The sequence below is a fragment of the Bosea sp. 29B genome (assembly GCF_902506165.1).
In the GTDB taxonomy this organism is placed as follows: Bacteria; Pseudomonadota; Alphaproteobacteria; order Rhizobiales; family Beijerinckiaceae; genus Allobosea.
Genome location: NZ_LR733817.1, coordinates 1,733,349 through 1,754,506 on the forward strand (window position 1 = coordinate 1,733,349; position 21,158 = coordinate 1,754,506).

The window sequence follows — 21,158 nt, forward strand, 5'->3', positions numbered from 1 at the left end:
GGCGCTGGCAGCGCCAGCGCCCTCCGGCTCAGCGCAGCCGTTTGACTTCGTCGGGGGTGACGCTCGGCTGCTGCCCGCCCCAATTCGCGCGCAGCCAGTTGGAGAGGTCGGCAACCTGCTGGTCGGAGAGCTGGCCGGCGAAGCCCGGCATGGGTTGCATGCGCTCCAGCCCGGGGAAGCGCTGGGCCGGGATGCCGGTCAGGATGACCTTGTTGAGGTTGCGTGCATCGGCCAGCCGCAAAGAGGCATTGGTCGCCAGCGGCACCACGACATGCGGGATGCCCTGCCCCTCGACGCCATGGCAGCTGGCGCAGACGGCGAGATAGCTGGCGCGGGCCGAGGTCGCGACTTCGGCGGAGACAGCAACCGGCTTCGGCGGCGCCGGCGGGGCCGCGCTTTCCGGCAGCTTGTCGAGATCGAACAGATAGGCCGACATCGCGGCAAGGTCATCGGCCGTGAAATACTGGGTCGAGAAGTGGACGACCTCGAACATCTGGTTGGTCATCGCGCCTTGCGCCGAAATGCCCGACTTCATGAAGCCTGCGAAGACCAGCGGACCGAAGCCCATCCGGGTCAACCCGGCCTTGGTGATATCCGGCGCGATCACACCTTCGAGCTCCGAGCCCTGGAGGTAGGCGCTCTCCTTCATGCCCATGGCGAGGTTGCGCGGCGTATGGCACTCGCCGCAATGGGCGAGCGCGTCGGTGAGGTAGCGCCCACGATTCCACGTCGCCGAGCGCCCGGCGACCTCGGTCTTGGTGTCGGAGGAGAGGTTGACCAGATTCCAGAAGGTCAGCCCCTGCCGGATGTTGAGCGGGAACGGCATATGGTTGGCGCGGTTCGCCACCTTCATCGGCTCGCGGCTCATCAGGAAGGCATAGACCGCGTCGACATCATCAGCCGTCAGCTTGCGATAGGAGGCATAGGGCATGGCCGGGTAGAGATGGCCATGCTTGCCGACGCCGTCGCGCACGGCACGGTGGAACTCGGCACGCGTCCAGTTGCCGATGCCGTGTTCCTTGTCGGGTGAGATATTGGTCGAGAAGATCGTCCCGAGCGGCGTCTCGAACGGCAGGCCGCCGGCCCAAGGCGCGCCGCCCTTGACGACGTGGCAGGCATAGCAGTCGGCCGCGACGGCGACATAGGCGCCGCGCTTGGCGAGCGTCTTCATCTGCTCGGCCGAGAGCGGCTGCTCGATCTCCTTGGCGACCACGCTGCGCTCGAACAGGCCGAGGAAGACGGCTCCAGCCCCAAGCGCACCGACGACAGCGACCGCCAGGGCGGCCAGAAGCAGCTTCCTCGCCATCAGCCTTACGCCTTCACCAAGCCGGGAGTCCTGAGGACGAGATCGCGCACCGCCTCGAAATAGCGGACATAGCCGGTGCAGCGGCAGATATGACGGTCGAGCGCCTCGCTGATCACCTGCTCCAGCGCCTCGCGCTTGACCGGGTTGCGCTTCAACTGGTCGAGCAGCACCGTCGCGCCGGTGACGAAGCCGGGCGTGCAATAGCCGCACTGGAAGGAGAAATGCTCGATGAAGGCCTGCTGGACCGGCGAGAGCTCGGTGATCGCGCCATTGGCGTCGCGCTTGGCCTGGCCCTCGATGGTCCTGACCTTACGGCCGGCGAACCAGTGCGCGCCGGTGATGCAGGTCCGCATCTCCTCGAGCGAGCCATCCGCCTTCTTCAGCACCACGGTGCAGGCATGGCAGATGCCCTGGCCGCAGCCCATGCGCGAGCCGGTCAGGTTGAGGTACTCGTAGAGGAAGTCCTGCATCATCATCGTCTCGGGCACGTCGATCGGGCCGACGGCCTTGTCGTTGATGGTGAGGGAAAGCGTCTTGGTCGCGATCGTCATGCCAGCGCCTCCCTGATTCTCTCGGGCGTGAGCGGCAGGGTGTAGAAGCGCTTGCCGATCGCGTGGGCGACGCCGTTCACGATCGCCGGCACGACGGCGATCATCACCACCTCGGCCATGCCCTTCGGCGGATCGGTATCGGACAGCGGCGGCAGCACCTCCGCCGTCTGCTTCCAGACCGCGACATCCCCGGAGGTCGGCAATTCGTAGCGGTTCCAGTTCCAGGTGCCGTCGCCCGGCCCGTCCTCATAGAGCGGCAGATACTCCTTCAGGGCGTGGCCGATGCCCATGGCGAGGCCGCCCTGGATCTGGCCGGAGACCAGCTCCGGCACGATCTGATTGCCGCATTCGAGGATCGAGTGGTGCGAGAGCAGGCTGACCTCGCCGCTGCCGGTGTCGACCACGATCTCGGCCAGCGTTGCCATCGGCGCGTAATAGGTGACGCCGGCATTGTTGCGCTGCGCCGGCGGGTAGGAGACCGCGGCGCGCTCGACGAAATGCCAGCCACCTTGCGTCATCAGCGCCTTGCGCTCGCTTGGCGCGCCATCGCCGTACTTCACCGCCAGTGCGTCGATGGCGAAGCGCCGCCGCCCGGCACCCGGCAGGTCGAACTCCGCCTCCGCCCACTGCCAGCGGTTGAAGCTGTGCACGGTGATGCCGGTGACCAGGCCGAGCCGATGCGCTTCGGCCGCGATCTCGGAGAAGGGCAGTGGCTGCATCGCTGCGGCCGTGACCCTGCCGTTGACGACACGCAGATCCTCGCGGCGCACCGCTTCCGGCGCCATCTGGCCGCCGCCGATGCCGCGCGACCAGAGCGAGCGCGCCGCCGGCCAAATCGTCAGATCAACCAGAATGCGAGCCGCCTCGCGCGTCGCGTGGCCGAGATAGTAGACGCTGTTGGAAGCGCTCATCGGCGAGGTGAAGCTCGGCGTCCAACGCGGATTGGCCATCCGCTTGTCTTCTTCTTCCTGCGACAGCGTATAGGGTTCGTCGGTGGTCTCCAGCGGCATTTGCGGCCAGCGCACCTTGCCGAACACGGTCTCGTCGGGCTGCTTGCCGAGGATGGCGGCGGCCATCACTGCCTGCGAGGTCGTGGCGCCAGTACCGATCTCATGCGCGACATGCGACAACTTCAGCCGCCCGCTCGCATCGAGTTCGAGCGCGCAGAGTGCAGCCTCCGCGCCGGTGCCGTAGTCCTTGTGCACATGGCCGTAGCCGACGCCGTATTTCTTGCCGGGATTGGCGGCCTCGAACTCGGCCTTGCGCTTTTGCCTGCCGGCCCAGAGTGGGTGCTTTTCCGCCTTCGCCAGGATCTCGTCATGGCGCAGCGCTCCCGAGGGGATCGCGCCCTGCGAGTTCTTCATGCCGGACTTCAGCGCATTGCGCCGGCGGAACTCCATCGGGTCGAGGCCGAGCGCTTCAGCGGCCTCGTCGACCATCATTTCAGTCGCCGCCATGGTCTGCAGCGTGCCGTAGCCGCGCATCGAGCCCGCATCGACCGCGCGCGAGGACATGATCGCCGCCGAGAAATCGCTCTTCGGCAGATAGTATATCGACTGCGCCGCCGTCGCGCCGACCGTGCCGACCGAGACAGAGAAGTTCTCGCGCCCGCCGCCGTCGTTCTGATAGCGCCCGGTCATCGCCCGGAACTTACCGGTCTTGCGGTCGATCACCATCACCTTCTCCATCTGGAAGGCATGGCGCTTCAGCGCGGTCTGGAACTGCTCGTAGCGATCATTGGCGAGCCTGACCGGGCGCCCCTCGCCATAGAGGCCGGCGAGCACGCAGAAGAATGGGAAGAGCGCGTGGTCCTTGGTGCCGTAGCCGACGGTGTAGCCGATCCTGAGGTCGATGCTCCCGAGCGCGAACTTCGACTTCGCCAGCATATGAGCCGCCATCTCGGCGACCTCGTGCGGCGACTGCGTCGCGATCAGCGCATGCAGCACGCCGCTCCCGCGCTCGTACCAGACATTGCCGTTGTCGGCCTCCATGGCGGAGGCATCGGCTGACTGGGTCGAATAGGAGCGCCGCAACACCAGCACGTCGTCGCCGGCATTGGCGATCTCGCGCTCGATCTCGGCCGCCGCCGCCATGCCGCGCGCCATCGCGTCGCCTTCGCCGGCGGCAGGCCATTGCGGCTGCGTGCCCTTGAAGCCGGCGCGGATCGTCGTGTCCTTCAGCGCGGAATAACGGTCCTCGGCGTCGGGCTTGCCGCCGTCGATCCGGACATAGCGCGCCGCGCCATAGGGGCCGGGCGTGGTCGAGGGGCCCTCGGCGCCATAGCGCACGACCTTGTCGTTGAAGCGCAGCTTGCGCTTGGCCGCGTCATAGCGGGCGAAGTCGTGATAGATCAGCATCGCGACGGGCTGGCCCAGCAGCCGCGCCGTCTGGCCCTTCGGCACGAAGAAGACGTCGCCATAGAAGCCCGGCCATGGCGCCGGCATCGCGACGCCGTCGGCGACGAGGTCCTCCTGCAGCACCAGCCGGTCCGGCTTGAGATCGTCGCCGAGCAAGGCAAGGTCGACGCCGTCGAAGACGCGGTCGACCCGCGTCGCATGCAGCATGAAGGCGTGCGCCTGCTCCTTCGGCCAGCCGTCGAGATCGCGGGCGCGATAGTCGCGGGTGAAGGTCTTGCCGCCGGTAACCTTGGCGATGGCGTCGAGCCGGTATTTCGGCTTCCCACGGGCAGTCAGCCAATCGGCGCCTGGACGCGGCGGCGTCTCGATCAGTTCCGCCTGCGTCGCGGAGGGCAACAGGGAAATCTTGACGGCAATGCCGGCAGCGCCGGCCTTGAGGAAGCTTCTGCGCGACAGATCCGCCTTCACGCGGAACCTCCCACTGTCTTTTACGAGCACATCTCGTTTGTCCGAATCATTCTAAAAGCAGACTGCATGCGCGTATATGGGATTGTTGCTCGGACCGGTTGTGCGGCGCGGTGAAGCGCGAGCTGAGACCTAATAGTGGAAGGTCCAGAGCAGGCTTTCGCTCAAGCCCTTCAGTGCCTCGACCGCATCGGGGCGCTCGCGCGCCAGCGTCGTGATCAGCGCATCGGCAACGGCGAAAGCGGCAGTCGGCGAATTCGGCAAGAAGCTGTTGCGGGCGGGAGCGAAGAACGTCATGTCCGCCAGCGGCACCAGCGGCGATGACGGGCTGTCGGTCAGGGCGACCAGGATGGCGCCGCGCTTCTTGGCAAATTTGGCGAGCTCCAGCGTGGCGCGCGAATAGCGCGGCAGCGAGATCGCGATGACGACGTCCTGCGCCCCGGCCGAAAGCATGTGGCGGACGGCGCGCTCAGGCCCGCCGCGCGAGGAGGCGAAGACGACCTCGGCATCGAGATAGAGCGCCAGCCCATCCTCGAGGAAGGCTCCGACATAATGGCTCGCGCCTGAGCCGACGATGAAGATGCGGCGCGCCTTCAGCATCAGGGCGATGGCGCGGTTGACCGTCGCCTCCTCCAGCGTCGCGATCGCCTCGTCGAGATTGGCCGCCTCGCCCTTCAGCGTCGTCGCCATGGTGGCGAAGACCGAGCCGGCCGTGGCTCGGGCATCGGCGAGGCCCTCGACCGGGCCGAGCGCGACCTTGAGCGCCGTCGACAACGCCGCGCGGAAGTCGCCATAGTTGCGGTAGCCGAGCGTCCGGACGAAGCGGGTCACGGTCGCGGTCGAGGTGCCGCTCTTCTCGGCCAGCCCCTCGATCGTCACCGTCGCGGAATCGAGCGGACTCTGCAGCACGAAGTCCGCCGCCTTGCGATGGCCGTCGCTCAGCGAGGGATAGACTTGGGCGATGCGATTGGCGAGATCCGTCGTCGGCTTCAGGGCGCGTGACATGGCTCTCCCGCTGATTGACGTCGGATCATTTTCATGTTTGCTACCGCGTGAAAATAAAGCTGTCAAAACGACCAGCTACGGGAACGGAGACCGACCGATGCATCAGCGCGCGCTCATCACCATTCTGCTCGGCGCCAGCATGCTGAGCGCGCCGGCCATGGCACAGAGCCTGCGCATCGCGCTGGCCTCCGAGCCGACCGCCGTCGACCCGCACTACCACGAACTGACGCCCAACAACGCACTCGCGGCCCACATCTTCGACAATCTCGTCCTGCAGGACGAAAACCAGGCGCTGAAGCCGGGCCTCGCCACCTCCTGGGAGAACGACGGCAAGAACCGCTGGACCTTCAAGCTGCGCCAGGGCGTCAAGTTCACCAACAGCCAGCCGTTCGGCGCGCAGGACGTGGTCTTCACCTTCTGCCGCACGCTGAAGAACGAGACCAAGGTCTCCGACTCCTTTGCCGACGTCACCAGCAACTTCGCCAAGGTCGAGACACCCGACGCCAGCACCCTGGTGATCGAGACCAAGGTGCCGGAACCGCTGCTGCCCAATTTGCTCTCCAGCCTGCCGATCCTCTCAGCCTCGATCGTCCAGCATGGCGAGATCAGCTACGATGTCGCCAAGAATTGCGGCGTCACCGGTCCCTGGCCCGTGGTCAGCAACTTCAACGACGGCACGATGGCGATCGGCACTGGGCCGTACAAGCTGAAGTCCTATGTGCGCGGCTCGGCGATCGAGCTCGAGCGCAACCCGGACTACTGGGGCGGCCAGCAGCCCTGGGCCACCGTGCGCTTCCTGCCGGTGACCAATGCCGGCCCGCGCCTCGCCGGCCTGCTCGCCGGCGACTACGACGTGATCGAGAACCCGGCGGCGCGCGACCTTGGCCGCATCAAGAGCGACAAGCGCTTCGGCTCGGTCATCACGCCCTCGACCCGCATCGTCTATTTCCAGCTCGACGTCGCCCGCGACGAGAGCCCCTTTGTCAAGGCGCCCGACGGCAAGAACCCGCTGAAGGATGCCCGCGTGCGCAAGGCGATGTCGCTCGCCATCGACCGCGAGGCGATCGTCAAACGCATCATGGATGGCGCCGCCGAGCCGGCCTACCAGTATCTGCCGACCGGCATGTTCGGCACGCTGCCGAACCCGCCCAAGCTCGCCTATGATCCCGCCGCAGCGAAGAAGCTGCTGGCCGAGGCCGGCTATCCCAACGGCTTCCAGCTGACGCTGTCCTCGACCAATGACCGCTACATCAACGACAGCCAGATCGCCCAGGCGGTCGCGCAGTATCTGACCCAGATCGGCATCAAGGCCGAGGTCGACGCGATGACGCGCGCGATCTACTTCCCGCGCCGCGCCAAGAAGGAATTCAGCGTCGCGATCGGCGGCTGGGGCTCGGCGACCGGCGAGGCCGCCTCCTTCCTGCGCCAGTGGCCGCCGACCCCGAACGAGGCCAAGACCCTCGGCGGCTCGAACTATGGCGGCTACAAGAACGACGAATTCGACAAGGTGATCCGCGCCGCGGTCTCCGAGCTCGACGACAAGAAGCGGGCCGAACTGCTGCAGCAGGCGATGAAGCTCGTCCTCGACGACGGCGCCTTCATCCCGCTCCACTTCGAAAGCGGCATCTGGGCCTTCAAGTCGGAGCTGGCGGTCGCCGGCCGCGCCGACCAGTACATGCTCGCCATGTCGGTGAAGCCGGCGAAGTAAGCCGGCAAGCACTCGCCCGAGGCTCGGTGCCATGACCGCCTATGTCCTGCAGCGGCTGATCCAGAGCGTGCTCGTGCTGCTCGCGGTCTCGGTCGTGGTCTTCTTCGCCGTCTACGGCATTGGCGACCCGGTAGAGCTGCTGGTCTCGCCCTCGGCCAGCGCGGCCGAGCGCGAGGCGCTGATCCGCCGCCTCGGGCTCGATTTGCCGGTCTGGCAGCAATACCTGACCTTCATGGCCAATGCGCTGAAGGGCGATCTCGGCCGCTCCTTCGTGCATGGTGTGCCGGCGCTGCAGCTGATCCTGCAGCGGCTGCCGGCAACGTTCGAACTCGTCCTGCTGGCGATGACGCTGGCGCTCGTCGCCGGCATCCCGCTTGGGCTGATGGCGGGGCTCAATCCCGACAGCCGGCGCGCCCGCATCGTCATGGCCGGCACCGTGCTCGGCTTCTCGCTGCCGAGCTTCTGGAAGGGCATGATGCTGATCCTGCTCTTCGCCGTCTGGCTCGGCTGGCTGCCGACCGCCGGGCGCGGCGAGACGGTCTCGCTCCTCGGCATCCAGACCAGCCTGCTGACGCTGGACGGGCTGCAGCACATCGCTTTGCCCGCACTCAATCTCGCCATCCCGAACCTCGCGCTGATCGTGCGCCTCGTCGCCGCCGGCACCACCGAGACGATGACGCAGGACTACGTCAAATACGCCCGCGCCAAGGGCGTCCGCCCCAGGCGCATCGTCAACCGGCACATCCTGCGCAACATCCTGATTCCGGTCGTCACCGTGGTCGGCGTCGAGTTCGGAAGCCTCGTCGCCTTCTCGACCATCACCGAGACCGTCTTCGCCTGGCCGGGCATGGGCAAGCTCCTGATCGACTCGGTCTATCAGCTCGACCGGCCTGTGGTCGTCGCCTACGTCCTCCTGGCGACGCTGCTCTTCGTCACCGTCAACTTCCTGGTCGATGTGCTCTATGCCGCGCTCGATCCGCGGGTGAAGCTCGCCGGAGAGCAGGCATGAGCCTCGACGCTTCCCGCCTCGCTGGCTCGGCGCAGGCCGACACACCCCTTCGCGAGAAGGTGCTGCGCCATCTGCGCAACCGCCCGACCACGCGCGGCGCCGCGATCCTCCTGGGGATCATGGTGGCGCTGGCTCTGCTGGCTCCGTTCATCACGCCGCAGAACCCGCATGATCTTGGCTCGCTCAGCGTCATGGACAACCGGCTGGCGCCGGGCGAGCGCGGTATGGGCGGCTTCACCTACTGGCTTGGCAGCGACGCACAGGGGCGCGACATGCTGAGTGCCATTCTCTACGGACTGCGCACCAGCCTGCTCGTCGGCCTCGCCTCGACCGTCGGCGCGCTCTCGATCGGCATCCTCGCCGGGCTCGCCGCGGCGCAGTTCGGCGGCGTGGTCGACGCGCTGATCATGCGCATCGTCGACTTCATGCTCGGCTTCCCCTCGATCCTGGTCGCGCTGGTCCTGCTCGCCTCGATCGGGCGCGGCGTCGACAAGGTCATCCTCGCCATCGTCCTGGTGCAATGGGCGCAGTACGCCCGGCTGATGCGGGCGGCGGCGCTGGTCGAGCGGCGCAAGGAATATATCGAGGCGGCCGTGAATTTCGGCCTGCCGACCCGCCACATCATGCTGGCGCACCTCCTGCCGAATTCGGTCGGCGCGGTGCTCGTTGTCGCCTCGATCAGCATCGCCTCGGCGATCACGCTGGAAGCGACGCTCTCCTTCCTCGGCGTCGGCGTGCCGGTGACGCAGCCTTCTCTCGGCCTGCTCATCGCCAACGGCTTCGAATTCCTGCTCTCCGGCGAATACTGGATCGCCGTCTTCCCCGGCATCGCGCTTGTGCTCCTGATCATGTCGCTCAATCTCGTTGGCGATCGCCTGCGCCGCAGCTTCAACGTGCGCGCATGAGCGACGCCCCTCTCCTTTCCGTGCGCGGCCTCAAGACCGTGTTTCATGCGCAGGATGGCGCCTGGCCGGCGGTCGACGGCGTCGATTTCAGCGTCGCCAAGGGCGAGGTGCTCGGCCTCGTCGGCGAGTCCGGCTCGGGCAAGTCGGTGACCGGCTTCTCGCTGGTGCAGTTGATCGACCCGCCGGGCGAGGTCGTCGCGGGCGAGGTGCTGTTCGACGGCAACGATTTGCGCGCCGCCTCGCAGGAACGCCTGCGGCAACTGCGCGGCGACCGGATCGCGATGATTTTCCAGGACCCGCTGATGACGCTGAACCCGGTGCTCAGCATCGGCGAGCAGATGAGCGAGGCGATCCTCGAGCATCGCGCCTGCAGCCGGCAGGAGGCGCTGGACAAGGCGGCGAAGGCGCTGGCCCGGGTCGGCATCTCCTCGCCCGAGACCCGGCTGAAGCAGTTCCCGCACGAATTCTCCGGCGGCATGCGCCAGCGCGTCGCGATCGCGACCGCGCTCTTGAACGACCCGGACCTGATCATCGCCGATGAGCCGACCACGGCGCTCGACGTCACCATCCAGGCGCAGATCCTCTACGAGGTCCAAAAACTCTCGCGCGAGACTGGGGCCGCGGTGATCTGGATCACCCACGACCTCGCCGTCGTCGCCGAGCTCGCCGACCGGGTGGCGGTGATGTATGCCGGCCGCATCGTCGAGATCGGCGAGGTCGAGACCGTGCTCGACCGGCCGCGCCATCCCTACACGCTCGGCCTGCTCAACTCCTCGGCCACCATGGTCGAGCCGGGCGAGCGCCTGCACCAGATCGACGGCATGGCGCCGCGCATCGACTCGCGCCCCTCCGGCTGCCCGTTCCGGCCGCGCTGCGAGCGGGCTTTGCCGATCTGCGCCGACAGCGATCCGCAACCGCAGGCCCATGACGGCCGGACCTTGCGCTGCCACAACCCCGTGCCCGACCAGGTGGCGGCATGAGCGAGACCCTGTTCGAGCTGTGCGGTGTCCGCAAATACTTCCGCGGCAAGGCCAATATCGCCGAGCGCATCCTGACCGCGATCGGCCGGCACGCACCGCCTTCGACCCTGAAGGCGGTCGACGGCATCGATCTCAGCGTCCGCAAGGGCGAGGTGCTCGGCCTCGTCGGCGAATCCGGCTGCGGTAAGTCGACCCTGGCACGCATCGCCACCGGCATCCTGCCGCCGACCGAGGGCGAGGTCTTCTACAAGGGGCGCTCCGCCGCGGCACTGAAGGGCAAGGACCGGCTCGATTATCTGCTGAAGGTGCAGATGATCTTCCAGGACCCTTACGCCTCGCTCGATCCGCGCATGCGGGTGAGCCGCATCGTCGGCGAGGCGCTTTCGGTCCACAAGCTCGTGCCGAAGGCGGAGCTCGACGGCGCGGTTGATCAAGCGCTCAGCGAGGTCGGGCTCGATCTGGCCTATCGCGAGCGCTACCCGCACCAGTTCTCCGGCGGCCAGCGCCAGCGCATCGGCATCGCCCGGGCGCTAGCGGTGAAGCCCGATTTCCTGGTCTGCGACGAGCCGGTCTCGGCGCTCGACGTTTCGATCCAGGCGCAGGTGATCAACCTGTTCATGGATGTGCGCGAGCGGCACGGGCTGACCTATCTCTTCGTCAGCCATGATCTCGGCCTCGTCCGCCATATCAGCGACCGCGTCGCGATCATGTATCTCGGCCGAATCGTCGAGATCGGCAGCGCGACCGCGATCTTCGCCGAGCCGGCGCATCCCTATAGCGCCGCCCTGATCAAGGCGATCCCATCGGCAGCACGGCGCAAGAGCAGCTTCCAGCCGCTCAAGGGCGAACTGCCCTCGCCGCTGGCCCCGCCCCCCGGCTGCCCGTTCCACCCGCGCTGCGAGCACGCGATGGCGGTCTGCCGCGAGGTCCGCCCGGAGCTCACAGAAATCACGCCCGGCCGCAGCGCCGCCTGCCACCTGCACACGACAGAAAAAGCCGCATGACCATGACGCTTACTCTCGATCCGCCGCAGGGCCGCAGCACCCTGCCCTTCATCGACGCGCGCCACCCGGAGCGGCCGTTCGAGATCAACTTCTACCGGCCGGCACGGCACCGTCCCGAAGACGAGGTGGTGTTCGTCCAGCACGGCATGCTGCGCAATGGCGACGACTACCGCGACTTCTGGATCGAAGCCGCAGAGACGCACAACCTGCTGATCGTCGCGCCGACCTTCGGCAACGCGCACTTCCCCAAGGCCGAGGGCTATAATAACGGCCTCGTCGTCGGTGAGGGCGGCGCCATCGCCGCCCAGGACGACTGGCTCTACGCCGTGCCGGCCCGCGTGCTGGCGGCTTTGCGCCAGGCCGGCGTCACCGCGCGCGACAAGGTCAAATTGTTCGGCCACTCTGCCGGCGGCCAGTTCGTCCACCGCCTGCTGGCGACGCAGGCCGAGACGCCCTTCGAGACCGCCTTCGCCGCCAATTCCGGCTGGTACACGCTGCCGACGCTGGAAAGGCGTTTTCCGGAAGGGCTAGGCGGGCTCGGCCTCGGCGAGGCGGAGCTCGCGCGCTGGCTCGCCTGGCCGATGGTGATCTTCGCCGGCGACCAGGACATCGTCACCAGCGATCCTAACCTGCCGGCGCAGGCCGAGGCGCTGGCGCAGGGGCCGATGCGCTATGCCCGCGCCCATTTCATGCTCGACTTCGCCAAGGCCGAAGCGGCCAGGTGCGGCCTGCCCTGCAACTGGTCGCTGATCACCGTGCCCGGCATCGGCCATGACGGGGCGGCGATGTCGCGCGCCGCCGCGGCGTGGTGGTATGAGGGCCGTATCCCGTCGGTCGAGGAACTGAAGCCGGAGGCGACTGCAGTCGCCTGAGGCTCGACCGGCCAAGCCCGATCTGCAACATCTGGCGTCCGATTTGGCGGGAGGCCGTTCACGATGAAGCTGCTGCTGGCGGGTGCGACGGGGCTGGTCGGCGGCCATGTGCTGGCACAGGCGCTTGTCGATCCGCGCATCGATGCCGTGGTCGCTCCAGCCCGCCGCGCCTTGCCGGCCCATCCGAAGCTGCTCGCGCCGACAGTCGATTTCGAGGCGCTGCCCGAGGATGCGCCATGGTGGGCGGCCGATGCGGCGATCTCAGCGCTCGGCACGACCATCCGCAAGGCCGGCTCACAGGAGGCCTTCCAGCGGGTCGATCACGATTATCAGCTCGACGTAGCCCGGCTCGCCAGCCGGCACGGCACGCCGGTCTTCGTCCTGAACTCGGCGCTCGGTGCCGATCCGGCCTCGCGCATCTTCTACAACCGGGTAAAGGGCGAGCTGGAGCGTGACCTCGCTGGCCTCGACTTCGCCTCGCTCACCTTTGTCAGGCCGGGCCTGATCGGCGGCGAGCGGCAGGAAAGCCGCCCGGCCGAACGCGCCGCACTCGCCCTGCTCGGCATCCTCGGCCCGGTGCTGCCGCGCGCCTGGCGCATCAATCCGGCGGGGTGCATCGCCGCCGCGATGATCGAGGCCGCCATCGCGGCCAAGCCCGGGATGCATGTCGTCAGCTCGGCCGAGCTGGCCTGAGCTCAGGCCGTCTCGCACCAGACCCAGAGCAGGGTCGCGTCGACATCGCCGGTCGTATAGCAGAGATGGGTCAGCCGGCTGTCGAAATAGAGGCTGTCGCCCGGCTTCAGCCTGATCTCGTCATAGGAGCCGCTGACGAAGGCGACCTCGCCCGAGAGCACATAGAGGAATTCCTCGCCCCGGTGCGAGGCCGGTTTCTCGAACTGGTGGGCGCTGCGCGCCTTGACCGTGGTCACGAACGGCACCATGCGCCGGTCCTTGAGCCCGGTGCAGAGATATTCGTGGATGTAATTGGCTTCCTCGCTGCGCCGTCCTTGCCCGGCCGGCGTCGTCGTCAGGCGGCCCGGCTGGCCGGCGCCCTGTTCGGAGAGCAGGCTGACCAGCGTGACGCCGAGGCCGGCGGCGATCAGCTCCAGGATCTCGAAGGTCGGCGAGGCCCGGCCGTTCTCGATCTTCGACAGCGCCGATTTCGACACGCCGCTGCGGCGGCTGACCTCGTCGAGCGTCAGGCGCTGCTCGGTGCGCGAGGCCCGGATCCGCGCCCCGATCCTCATCTGAGGACGCGCTGATCCGAGGTCCGGCGCATTCACGGGCGGTGTCGCGAGATCCGGCATGCGTCAACGACCTTTCGCTTCATCGGAGCCCGTAGCGTACACGCTTCGTGACACCGCGCCCGGCACGGCCGCGAGCAACTCGCGCGTGTAGGCATGCTCCGGCGCCGCAAATACCGCAGCAGTCGGGCCGATTTCAACGATCCTGCCGCGCTGCATGATCGCGACCCGGTCGCAGATCTGGGCCGCGACGCGCAGGTCATGGGTGATGAACACCAGCGACAGGGCCATCCTGCGCTTCAGATCAGCGAGGAGCGCCAGCACCTGCGCCTGCACGGAAACGTCGAGCGCCGACACCGCCTCGTCTGCGACGATGATGTCGGGATCGAGCGCCAGCGCCCGGGCGATGCCGATGCGCTGGCGTTGGCCGCCGGAGAATTCGTGCGGATAGCGCTTCAGCGCGTCGATGCCGAGCCCGACGAGCTCCATCAACTCGCCGGCGCGCCGCTCGGCCTCGACGCGCGCAACGCCATGGGCGATCGGCCCGTCGGTGATGATCCGGCCGACGCTCTTGCGCGGATTGAGCGAGGCGTAAGGGTCCTGGAAGATCATCTGGACCTTGCGGCGCAGGGTCCGCAAGGCTTCGCCGCGCTGGGCCAGGAAATCGACCTCGCCGAGCCGGATCGCGCCTGCATCCGCCGCCAGCAGCCGCACCAGGCATTTGCCGACGGTCGACTTGCCGGAGCCGGATTCCCCGATGATGCCGAGCGTCTCGCCGCGGCGCAGCGTGAAGCTGACCTCGTCGGCGGCCGCGACCGTGCGCTTGGCTCCGAACAGGCTCGCCCGGCTGACATAGGTCTTGCTGAGACCCTCGACGCTGAGCGCGATCGGCTGCCCCTCAAGCGTGGCAGCAGGCGGCGGCGTCAGCGAGGGCACCGACGCCAGCAGCGCCTTGGTGTAGGCATGCTGGGGACGCTCCAGGACGCCGCCCGCCACCCCGCTCTCGACGACGCGGCCCTGATGCATGACCACGACCCGGTCGGCGATCTCGGCGACGACGCCGAAATCATGGGTGATCAGGAGGACGCTCATCCCGCGCTCGCGCTGGAGCCTTGCGATCAGCTTGAGGATCTGGCCTTGCGTGGTGACGTCGAGCGCCGTGGTCGGCTCGTCGGCGATCAGGAGATGCGGTTCCAGCGCCACCGCCATCGCGATCATCACGCGCTGGCGCTGGCCGCCTGAGAGCTGGTGCGGAAAGGCCCGCAGCAACTGCTCGGGCTCTGGCAGGCCGACTTCGGCGAGCAGGGCCAGCGCCTTGGCCCGCCGCTGCGCCGGGGTCAGCACGCCATGCGCCTTGAAGACCTCGACGATCTGTTCGCCGATGCGCTGCACCGGGTTGAGCGAGGTCATCGGCTCCTGGAAGATCATGCCGATCGAGCGGCCACGGATCGCCCGCCATTCGCGGTCGGAGCATGCGGTCAGCGCCTGCCCGGCCAGCCTGATCTCGCCGGCGCCGACGCTGAGCCCCTGCGGCAGCAATCCCATCACGGCATGGGCAGTCATCGACTTGCCGGAGCCGGATTCGCCGACGATGCAGAGCGTCTCGCCGCGCCGGACCTCGAAGCCGACATCGCGGATGGCATGGGCCCGGTCGCCCCCGCCCGGCAGGGCGACGGAGAGGTCGCGGATCGAGAGGACGGGCTCGCTTGCCTGCACCGCGCTCATGTCCGCCTCCCGCGCAGGCTCGGGTTGAAGGCGTCGTTGAGGCCCTCGCCGATCAGGTTCAGCGCCAATACCGTGATGAAGATCGCCGTGCCCGGGATGAAGCTGATCCACCACTGGTCGAGCACGCGGCTGCGGCCGGAGCCGACCATGTAGCCCCAGCTCATCACATTGGGATCGCCGAGGCCGAGGAAGGAGAGCGAGGATTCCAGCAGGATCGCGGTCGCCGTCATCAGCGAGGCCAGCACGATCACCGGCGAGACCACATTGGGCAGCACCTCGGTCAGGATGACCTTGTGGACCGGCTGGCCGGTGACGATCGCCGCCTGGACATAGTCGCGTGTGCGCACGCTCAATACCTCGCCGCGGACGAGGCGCGCCACCGGCGGCCAGCTCACGATCGCAATCGCGAGCACGATCGAGGCGACCGAGGGCTGCAGGATCGAGACGATGACGATGGCGAGCGCGAAGGACGGGATCGTCTGGAAGAACTCAGTCACCCGCATCAGCGCCGCATCGACCCAGCCGCCGAAATAGCCGGAGATCGCGCCGAGCGGCACGCCGACGAGCAGCGCCACCAGCGTCGAGACCAGGCCGATCAGCAGCGAGACGCGACTGCCATGCACCAGCCCGGCGAGGATGTCGCGGCCGACCGTATCGGAGCCGAGCGGGGCGCGATCGAGCGCGAAGGGCGCGAGGAACGGCCGGTGCACCATCCGCCAGGGCGACCCCGGATAGAGCAGTGGGGCGAGGACGGCGACGGCAACCACGGCGATGAGGATGCACAGCCCGATCACCGCGCCGCGATTGCGCGCGAAGGTTCGCAGGAAGGAGTTCACGAGACCGCCTCGATGCGCGGATCGACGAACCGGTACATCAGGTCCGTCAGGATGTTGAACAGGATGACCATGGCCGAACAGGTGAAGAACACGCCGAGCAGGACCTGGTAGTCGCGCTGGAGCAGCGCGTCGAAGAGCAGGCGCCCGATGCCCGGCCAGGCGAAGACGGTCTCGACCAGGAGCGAGCCGCCGACGAGCTGGCCGGCCTGCAGCCCCGCCAGCGTCACCACCGGCAGGATCGCGTTCGGGACCATGTGGTGGCGCACCACCGCGCCGGGTGCGAGGCCCTTGGCATGGGCGGTCTTGACGTAGTCGAAGCGCGAGACCTCGATCATCGAGGAGCGCATCATCCGAGCATAGACGGCGGTGAAGAACAGGCCGAGCGTCGCCGCCGGCATGATCAGGTGCCAGCCGATATCGAGCGCACGCCGGGCGCCGGTATGGCCCGCGCCCATGCTCTCGTAGCCGACATTGGGCAGCCACCCCAGATATTTGGAGAAGACGATCTGGGCGATGATCGCCAGCCAGAACAGCGGCATGGCGTAGAAGACCAGCGAGCCCGTCATGATCGCGCTGTCGGAGGCGCGCCCGACCCGGCGCGCCGCGACGACGCCGAGGGTGACGCCGGCGGCGAGCGAGATGATCAGCGCCGTGCCGGTCAGGAGCAGCGTCGCCGGCAGGCGCTCCAGGATCAGGTCGAGCACCGGGCGCTGCTGGCGATAGCTGAAGCCGAGATCGAGGCTGAGCATGCCCTTGAGATAAAGCCAGAACTGCTCGGCCAGCGAGCGGTCGAGGCCGAAGCGCTCGCGCAATTGCTGCAGGAAGACGGCATCGCCCGCGCCGGCCTCCCCGGCCATGACCTGGGCGGGATCGCCCGGCGCTAGGCGCAGCAGGAAGAAGTTCAGCGTGGCGATGGCGATCAGGATGACCGCCGCCCCCGACGCCTTGCGAAGCAGCAACAATGCGAACGTCACGCGTTCCCTCCGCGGTCCCGCGGCGGTAAGGGAATGCCCCTTCCCGCCGACGGCCGGTCCAATGTCAGGCCTTCCAGGCGTCCTGGAAGGCGTCGTTCATGCCGGTCGCGGTCTTGATCAGGTTGTTGAAATTGCTGCGATAGATCGTCGGGAACTCGAGCTCGAGCATCCAGGCGACCGGCAGGTCGTCGACCAGGATCTGCTGGACCTTGGTGTAGAGCTCCTGCCGGGCGACATCGCCATTGGCAGCAGCGGCTTCCGCGAACAGCCGGTCGACCTCCGGATTGGAATAACCGGCGACATTGTTCCAGGGCGAGCCCTTGGCGATGTTGCTGGAGACGTAAGTTCGCGCGACGCCGAGGGCGGGATCGCCGAACTGCGACAGCCAGGTGAAGGCGAGGTCGAAATCCCAGTCCGAGAGGCGCTGGCCGTAGCCGGCGACATCGGTCGTCACCAGCTGGATATTCATGCCGATATCGGTGAGGTTCTGCTTCACCGCCTCGGCCCAGCGCGTCCAGGCCTCGCCATAGGGCAGCGCCAGCAGGCGGATCGGCTCGCCCTTATAGCCGGACTCCTTCAGCAATGCCTTGGCCTTGGCCGGATCGAAACCGTAGGCCGCGACCTTGTCGCTGTAGAAGCGGGTCTTCGAGCTGACCGGGCCGGTGGCGAGGCGCGCCAGCCCGTTCCAGATTACGTCCTTGGCGAACTCCCGGTCCATCCCGTACATCACCGCCTGACGGAACGACTTCTTCGCCATCAGGCCCTGGCGATGGTTGAACCAGAGCCAGGACAGGGGCGCGATCATCTCCCAGCCCTTGCCGGTGACTGTGGTGTTCTTCATCTTCGCGAGCTTGGCGACGTCGAAATTCTCGACGGTGCCGCCGGTCAGGATGTCGACCGCGCCGGTCTCGTAGGCGACGACGCGGGCCGCGGCGTCCGGGATGATCTGCCAGTAGATCTCGTCGAGATGGGGCAGGCCCTGGACATGGTAGTCCGGGTTGCGCGTGAGCTTGATGTGCGAGCCGCGCGTCCACTCCGCCAGCTTGAACGGGCCGGTGCCGATTGGCGTGTTGTTGTTCGGGTTGGTCTTGTAGTCGGTGCCGGCATAGAGGTGCTTGGGCACGATCGGCGTCGTGCTCAGTTCGAACATCAGGATGAACGGGCCGAACGGGTTCTTCAGCTGGTAGCGCACCGTGAAGTCGTCGAGCTTCTCGATACGCTCGACATGGGTGGTCGCGACCGGCCGCCAACGCGGATGCAGCTCGCGCAGGAAGACGTCGGTCGAGAAGACGACGTCGTCGGCGGTGAAGGGCTTGCCGTCATGCCAGGTGACGTTGCGCTTGAGATGGAAGGTATAGGCCTTGCCGTCTTCGGAAATCTCCCAGCGCTCGGCCAAAGACGGGATCGGCTTCAGGTCGTGGCCGTATTTCAGCAGGCTCTCATAGATGCTGCCGGCGACCATCTGCGTCGGCGTGTTCTGGACGAGGCCGAGCATCAGGCTCGACGGCTCGGGATGGACGACCGCCCGCACGACGCCGCCGCGCTTGGGCGTCTGCGCCAACGCCGTGATCGAGCCGGTCGCCAGCGGGCTCAGCCCGAAGAACAATTCCCCCGCCGCAAGGCCGGCGGCGCCGGCCTTGAGCAGCTCGCGCTTGCTGATATCAGTCATGACATCCTCCCCTTGTTGATTGTTTGGCGCAGTTGGGCGGGCGTTGATCGCCCGCTCCGTCTCAGAGCGTCGCAAGTGTGCGCGCCACCGCCTCGGCGGTCGCCTTGACCTCGGCCTCGCCATGGGCGAGCGAGCTCAGGCTGTGCAGCGTGTTGGCCGGCGACATGTAGACGCCCTCCTGCATCAGGGCGTTGGCGAAGGCCTTGAACTTCGCCCGGTCGACATGCGTGCAGAACTCGCGGTAGTCGGTGATCTCGTCACGGTCGGTGAAGTAGATCTGGAAGACCGAACCAACATTCTGGACGATGGCGCGATGGCGCTTCTGGGCGCCGATGACCTCGCGCAGCGCGCTCGCCATCGCCGTGCCGCAGGCCTGCAATTGCTTGAAGCCGGCCGCCTTGTCGGCGGTCATGATCTCCAGCATCGTCTTGGTGGCGTAGAGCCCGAGCCGCGGCGCGTTATGGCTGCCGTAATGCAGGATCTTGCCCCATTCGAGCCCGGCCATGATGTGGTCTGGGCCGCAGATCGCCGCGATCGGAAAACCCTGGCCGAGCGCCTTGCCATAGGTCACGATATCCGGCGAGAGCCCGTAGCGCTCGGCGCAGCCGCCGGCGCCGAGCCGGAAACCGGTCACCGTCTCGTCGAGATAGAACAGCGCGCCATATGCCTTGCAGATCGACTGGATGAACTGGAGATAGCCCTCCTTCGGCGGGATCACGCCCATATTGGTCATGACGCCCTCGGTGACGATGCAGGCGACGTCGCGGCCATGGGCTTCCATCACCCGGGTCAGCGCCGCCTCGTCGTTCCACGGCACGACCAGCGTGTCGGCCCAGGAGCCGGCCGTCAGCCCCGAGCTGTCGGGGATGCGGATCGGATCGTTGGGATGCCCCAACGAGGTGGGCAGCTGCGGATTGCTGTTGAGCAGCACCGCGTCGTACCAACCATGGTAATGGCCCTCGAACTTCAGGATCTTCGAGCGTCCGGTCAGGCCGCGGGCCAGGCGGAAGGCCGCCATGCAGGCCTCGGTGCCGGTGTTGGCGAAGCGGATCTTCTGGGCATGCGGCAGCAGGTCGACCAGCATCTCGGCGACCTCGACCTCGACCTCGAGCGCCGTGGCGAAATGGGTGCCATGCACGACCTCGCGCTGCACCGCCTCGACGATCGCCGGATGAGCATGGCCGAGCGGCAAAGCGCCGAAGGACATCATCCAGTCGATGTATTCATTGCCGTCGACATCGCGGAGGCGGGCGCCCGAACCGCCGCGCATATACGGCGGGTAGGGCGCATAATTGGTCGGCCCGCGCGAGGCCGAGCTGACCCCCTCGACAAGCACCTTCATCGCCCGCTCGAAGAGCTGGCCCGAAGCCGTATTCCGCAGCATTTCTAGCGTTTCCTCGCCTTGCGGCCGGTGCGCCTTCAGTGGGCGGCGCGCCTTGACCAATGTTCTCTATTATGCTCACTTGTTCACTATAGGAAACAAGCCGATTTGCGTTGTCAAGGCGCTTCGCCGGAGAAAAAGAGAGAACGGATGCAAGTCGTTTGGTCGGCTACGCAACTGGCGCATCGCGAGACGCGCTTCGTCCGCTCCGGAGAGATTGTGCCCAGCCCGGAGACCGCCGAGCGGGCGACTTTCATCCGCGATGCGTTGGTGCGGCACAGTCATTCATTGATCGAGCCGCGCGAGATCGGCCTCGCTCCAATCCTCGCCGTACACGACGCCGACTTCGTCTCGTTCCTGCAGGGCGCGCGCTCCGGCTGGTCCGCCTTCGCCGGCCCCGAGGCCGCCGTCATGCCGAACGTCCACCCGCGCGGCCCGGATGCGCGCCGCCCGTCCGGCCCGGTCGGCCAGCTCGGCTGGTACACCGGCGACATGGCCTGCGAGATCACCGACGGCACCTGGCAGGCCGCCTGCGCTGCGGCACAGGGCGCTACGACCGCCGCCCAGCTCGTCGCCGAGGGCGCCCGTTCCGTCTACGCGCTCTGTCGCCCGCCCGGCCATCATGCCGGCAGCGATCGTGCCATGGGCTTCTGCTATCTCAACAACGCCGCCATCGCCGCCCAAGAGCTGCGTAGGAGCTTCGATCGCGTCGCCATTCTCGATGTCGACGTCCATCACGGCAACGGCACGCAGGAGATCTTCTATGGCCGCGGCGACGTCTATTTCGCCTCGATCCATGGCGATCCCGACCAGTATTACCCGTTCTACTGGGGCTATGCCGACCAGGCCGGCGAGGGCGAAGGCCTGGGAGCGACACTGAACGTGCCCTTCCCCGTCGGCTCGGGCGACGGGCCCTTCCTTGATGCGCTGGCGACCGCACTCGCCGGCATCCGCCGCTTCGCGCCACAGGCGCTGGTGCTTTCGCTTGGCGTCGACGCCTCCATCCACGACCCTCACGGACGCCACGCCGTCAGCGACGCCGGCTTCCGGCAAATGGCCGCGCTGATCGCCGGCTTGGAGCTGCCGACCGCGATCGTGCAGGAAGGCGGCTACGCCTCGGCCGAGCTTGGCGAGACTGTCGCCGATATCCTCGACATTCTGGGATGA

Annotated in this window: 18 protein-coding genes; 8 read left to right on the forward strand and 10 right to left on the reverse strand. The window is 67.4% G+C overall.

The features are described 5' to 3' along the window. Window positions 1-28: 28 nt before the first annotated feature. The 4 genes from GV161_RS08450 to GV161_RS08465 all read right to left on the reverse strand — a co-directional run bounded on the left by GV161_RS08450 (window position 29) and on the right by GV161_RS08465 (window position 5,684). Complete coding sequence (locus GV161_RS08450; RefSeq protein ID WP_152015133.1) at window positions 29-1,306, reverse strand: cytochrome c; 1,278 nt, start codon at window positions 1,304-1,306, stop codon at window positions 29-31. 5 nt (window positions 1,307-1,311) lie between these two features. Next, the gene (locus GV161_RS08455; protein ID WP_152015132.1) at window positions 1,312-1,857 is read right to left on the reverse strand and encodes a (2Fe-2S)-binding protein; all 546 of its coding nucleotides are present in this window, start codon (window positions 1,855-1,857) and stop codon (window positions 1,312-1,314) included. After that, entirely contained in the window at window positions 1,854-4,682 is a 2,829-nt protein-coding gene (locus tag GV161_RS08460) for a molybdopterin cofactor-binding domain-containing protein (RefSeq protein WP_152015131.1), read from the reverse strand. The genes GV161_RS08455 and GV161_RS08460 overlap by 4 nt, the downstream gene beginning before the upstream one ends. 129 nt (window positions 4,683-4,811) lie before the next feature. Next, window positions 4,812-5,684, reverse strand: coding sequence for a MurR/RpiR family transcriptional regulator (locus GV161_RS08465; RefSeq protein ID WP_152015130.1), 873 nt, complete (start codon window positions 5,682-5,684; stop codon window positions 4,812-4,814). A gap of 97 nt (window positions 5,685-5,781) precedes the next feature. Here GV161_RS08465 and GV161_RS08470 point away from each other — a divergent pair, with 97 nt between their 5' ends. The 7 genes from GV161_RS08470 to GV161_RS08500 all read left to right on the forward strand — a co-directional run bounded on the left by GV161_RS08470 (window position 5,782) and on the right by GV161_RS08500 (window position 12,855). Continuing rightward, window positions 5,782-7,392, forward strand: a complete 1,611-nt coding sequence (locus GV161_RS08470) for an ABC transporter substrate-binding protein (protein WP_152015129.1) — start codon at window positions 5,782-5,784, stop codon at window positions 7,390-7,392. Window positions 7,393-7,423: 31 nt separating this feature from the next. Further along, window positions 7,424-8,401 (forward strand): ABC transporter permease, encoded by a 978-nt coding sequence (locus GV161_RS08475; protein ID WP_152015128.1) that lies wholly within the window; start codon window positions 7,424-7,426, stop codon window positions 8,399-8,401. Beyond that, window positions 8,398-9,306, forward strand: coding sequence for an ABC transporter permease (locus GV161_RS08480; protein ID WP_152015127.1), 909 nt, complete (start codon window positions 8,398-8,400; stop codon window positions 9,304-9,306). Before GV161_RS08475 ends, GV161_RS08480 begins: the two co-directional genes overlap by 4 nt. Further along, entirely contained in the window at window positions 9,303-10,286 is a 984-nt protein-coding gene (locus tag GV161_RS08485; RefSeq protein WP_152015126.1) for an ABC transporter ATP-binding protein, read from the forward strand. Before GV161_RS08480 ends, GV161_RS08485 begins: the two co-directional genes overlap by 4 nt. Next, window positions 10,283-11,290, forward strand: coding sequence for an ABC transporter ATP-binding protein (locus GV161_RS08490; RefSeq protein WP_152015125.1), 1,008 nt, complete (start codon window positions 10,283-10,285; stop codon window positions 11,288-11,290). Before GV161_RS08485 ends, GV161_RS08490 begins: the two co-directional genes overlap by 4 nt. After that, window positions 11,287-12,162, forward strand: coding sequence for an alpha/beta hydrolase (locus tag GV161_RS08495; RefSeq protein WP_152015124.1), 876 nt, complete (start codon window positions 11,287-11,289; stop codon window positions 12,160-12,162). The genes GV161_RS08490 and GV161_RS08495 overlap by 4 nt, the downstream gene beginning before the upstream one ends. Window positions 12,163-12,225: 63 nt before the next feature. Continuing rightward, window positions 12,226-12,855, forward strand: a complete 630-nt coding sequence (locus GV161_RS08500) for an NAD-dependent dehydratase (protein ID WP_152015123.1) — start codon at window positions 12,226-12,228, stop codon at window positions 12,853-12,855. Between the two features lie 2 nt (window positions 12,856-12,857). Here the strand turns inward: GV161_RS08500 and GV161_RS08505 are convergent, their stop codons facing one another. From GV161_RS08505 to GV161_RS08530, 6 genes are all read right to left on the reverse strand, one after another. Continuing rightward, entirely contained in the window at window positions 12,858-13,409 is a 552-nt protein-coding gene (locus GV161_RS08505; protein ID WP_159650195.1) for an XRE family transcriptional regulator, read from the reverse strand. 63 nt (window positions 13,410-13,472) lie between these two features. Beyond that, window positions 13,473-15,131, reverse strand: coding sequence for an ABC transporter ATP-binding protein (locus GV161_RS08510; protein WP_152015121.1), 1,659 nt, complete (start codon window positions 15,129-15,131; stop codon window positions 13,473-13,475). Further along, on the reverse strand, window positions 15,128-15,967 hold the full coding sequence (locus GV161_RS08515) for an ABC transporter permease (RefSeq protein WP_152015120.1): 840 nt from the start codon (window positions 15,965-15,967) through the stop codon (window positions 15,128-15,130). The genes GV161_RS08510 and GV161_RS08515 overlap by 4 nt, the downstream gene beginning before the upstream one ends. Continuing rightward, window positions 15,964-16,941, reverse strand: coding sequence for an ABC transporter permease (locus tag GV161_RS08520; RefSeq protein WP_244624125.1), 978 nt, complete (start codon window positions 16,939-16,941; stop codon window positions 15,964-15,966). The genes GV161_RS08515 and GV161_RS08520 overlap by 4 nt, the downstream gene beginning before the upstream one ends. Window positions 16,942-17,005: 64 nt before the next feature. Next, window positions 17,006-18,610 carry an ABC transporter substrate-binding protein gene (locus tag GV161_RS08525; protein WP_152015119.1) on the reverse strand — a complete coding sequence of 535 codons (1,605 nt, stop codon included), beginning with the start codon at window positions 18,608-18,610 and terminating at the stop codon, window positions 17,006-17,008. 61 nt (window positions 18,611-18,671) lie between these two features. Beyond that, entirely contained in the window at window positions 18,672-19,994 is a 1,323-nt protein-coding gene (locus GV161_RS08530) for an aspartate aminotransferase family protein (protein WP_152015118.1), read from the reverse strand. A 147-nt stretch (window positions 19,995-20,141) separates the two neighbouring features. On the opposite strand from GV161_RS08530, the gene GV161_RS08535 reads away from it, so the two are divergent. Next, the gene (locus GV161_RS08535; protein ID WP_152015117.1) at window positions 20,142-21,158 is read left to right on the forward strand and encodes a histone deacetylase family protein; all 1,017 of its coding nucleotides are present in this window, start codon (window positions 20,142-20,144) and stop codon (window positions 21,156-21,158) included.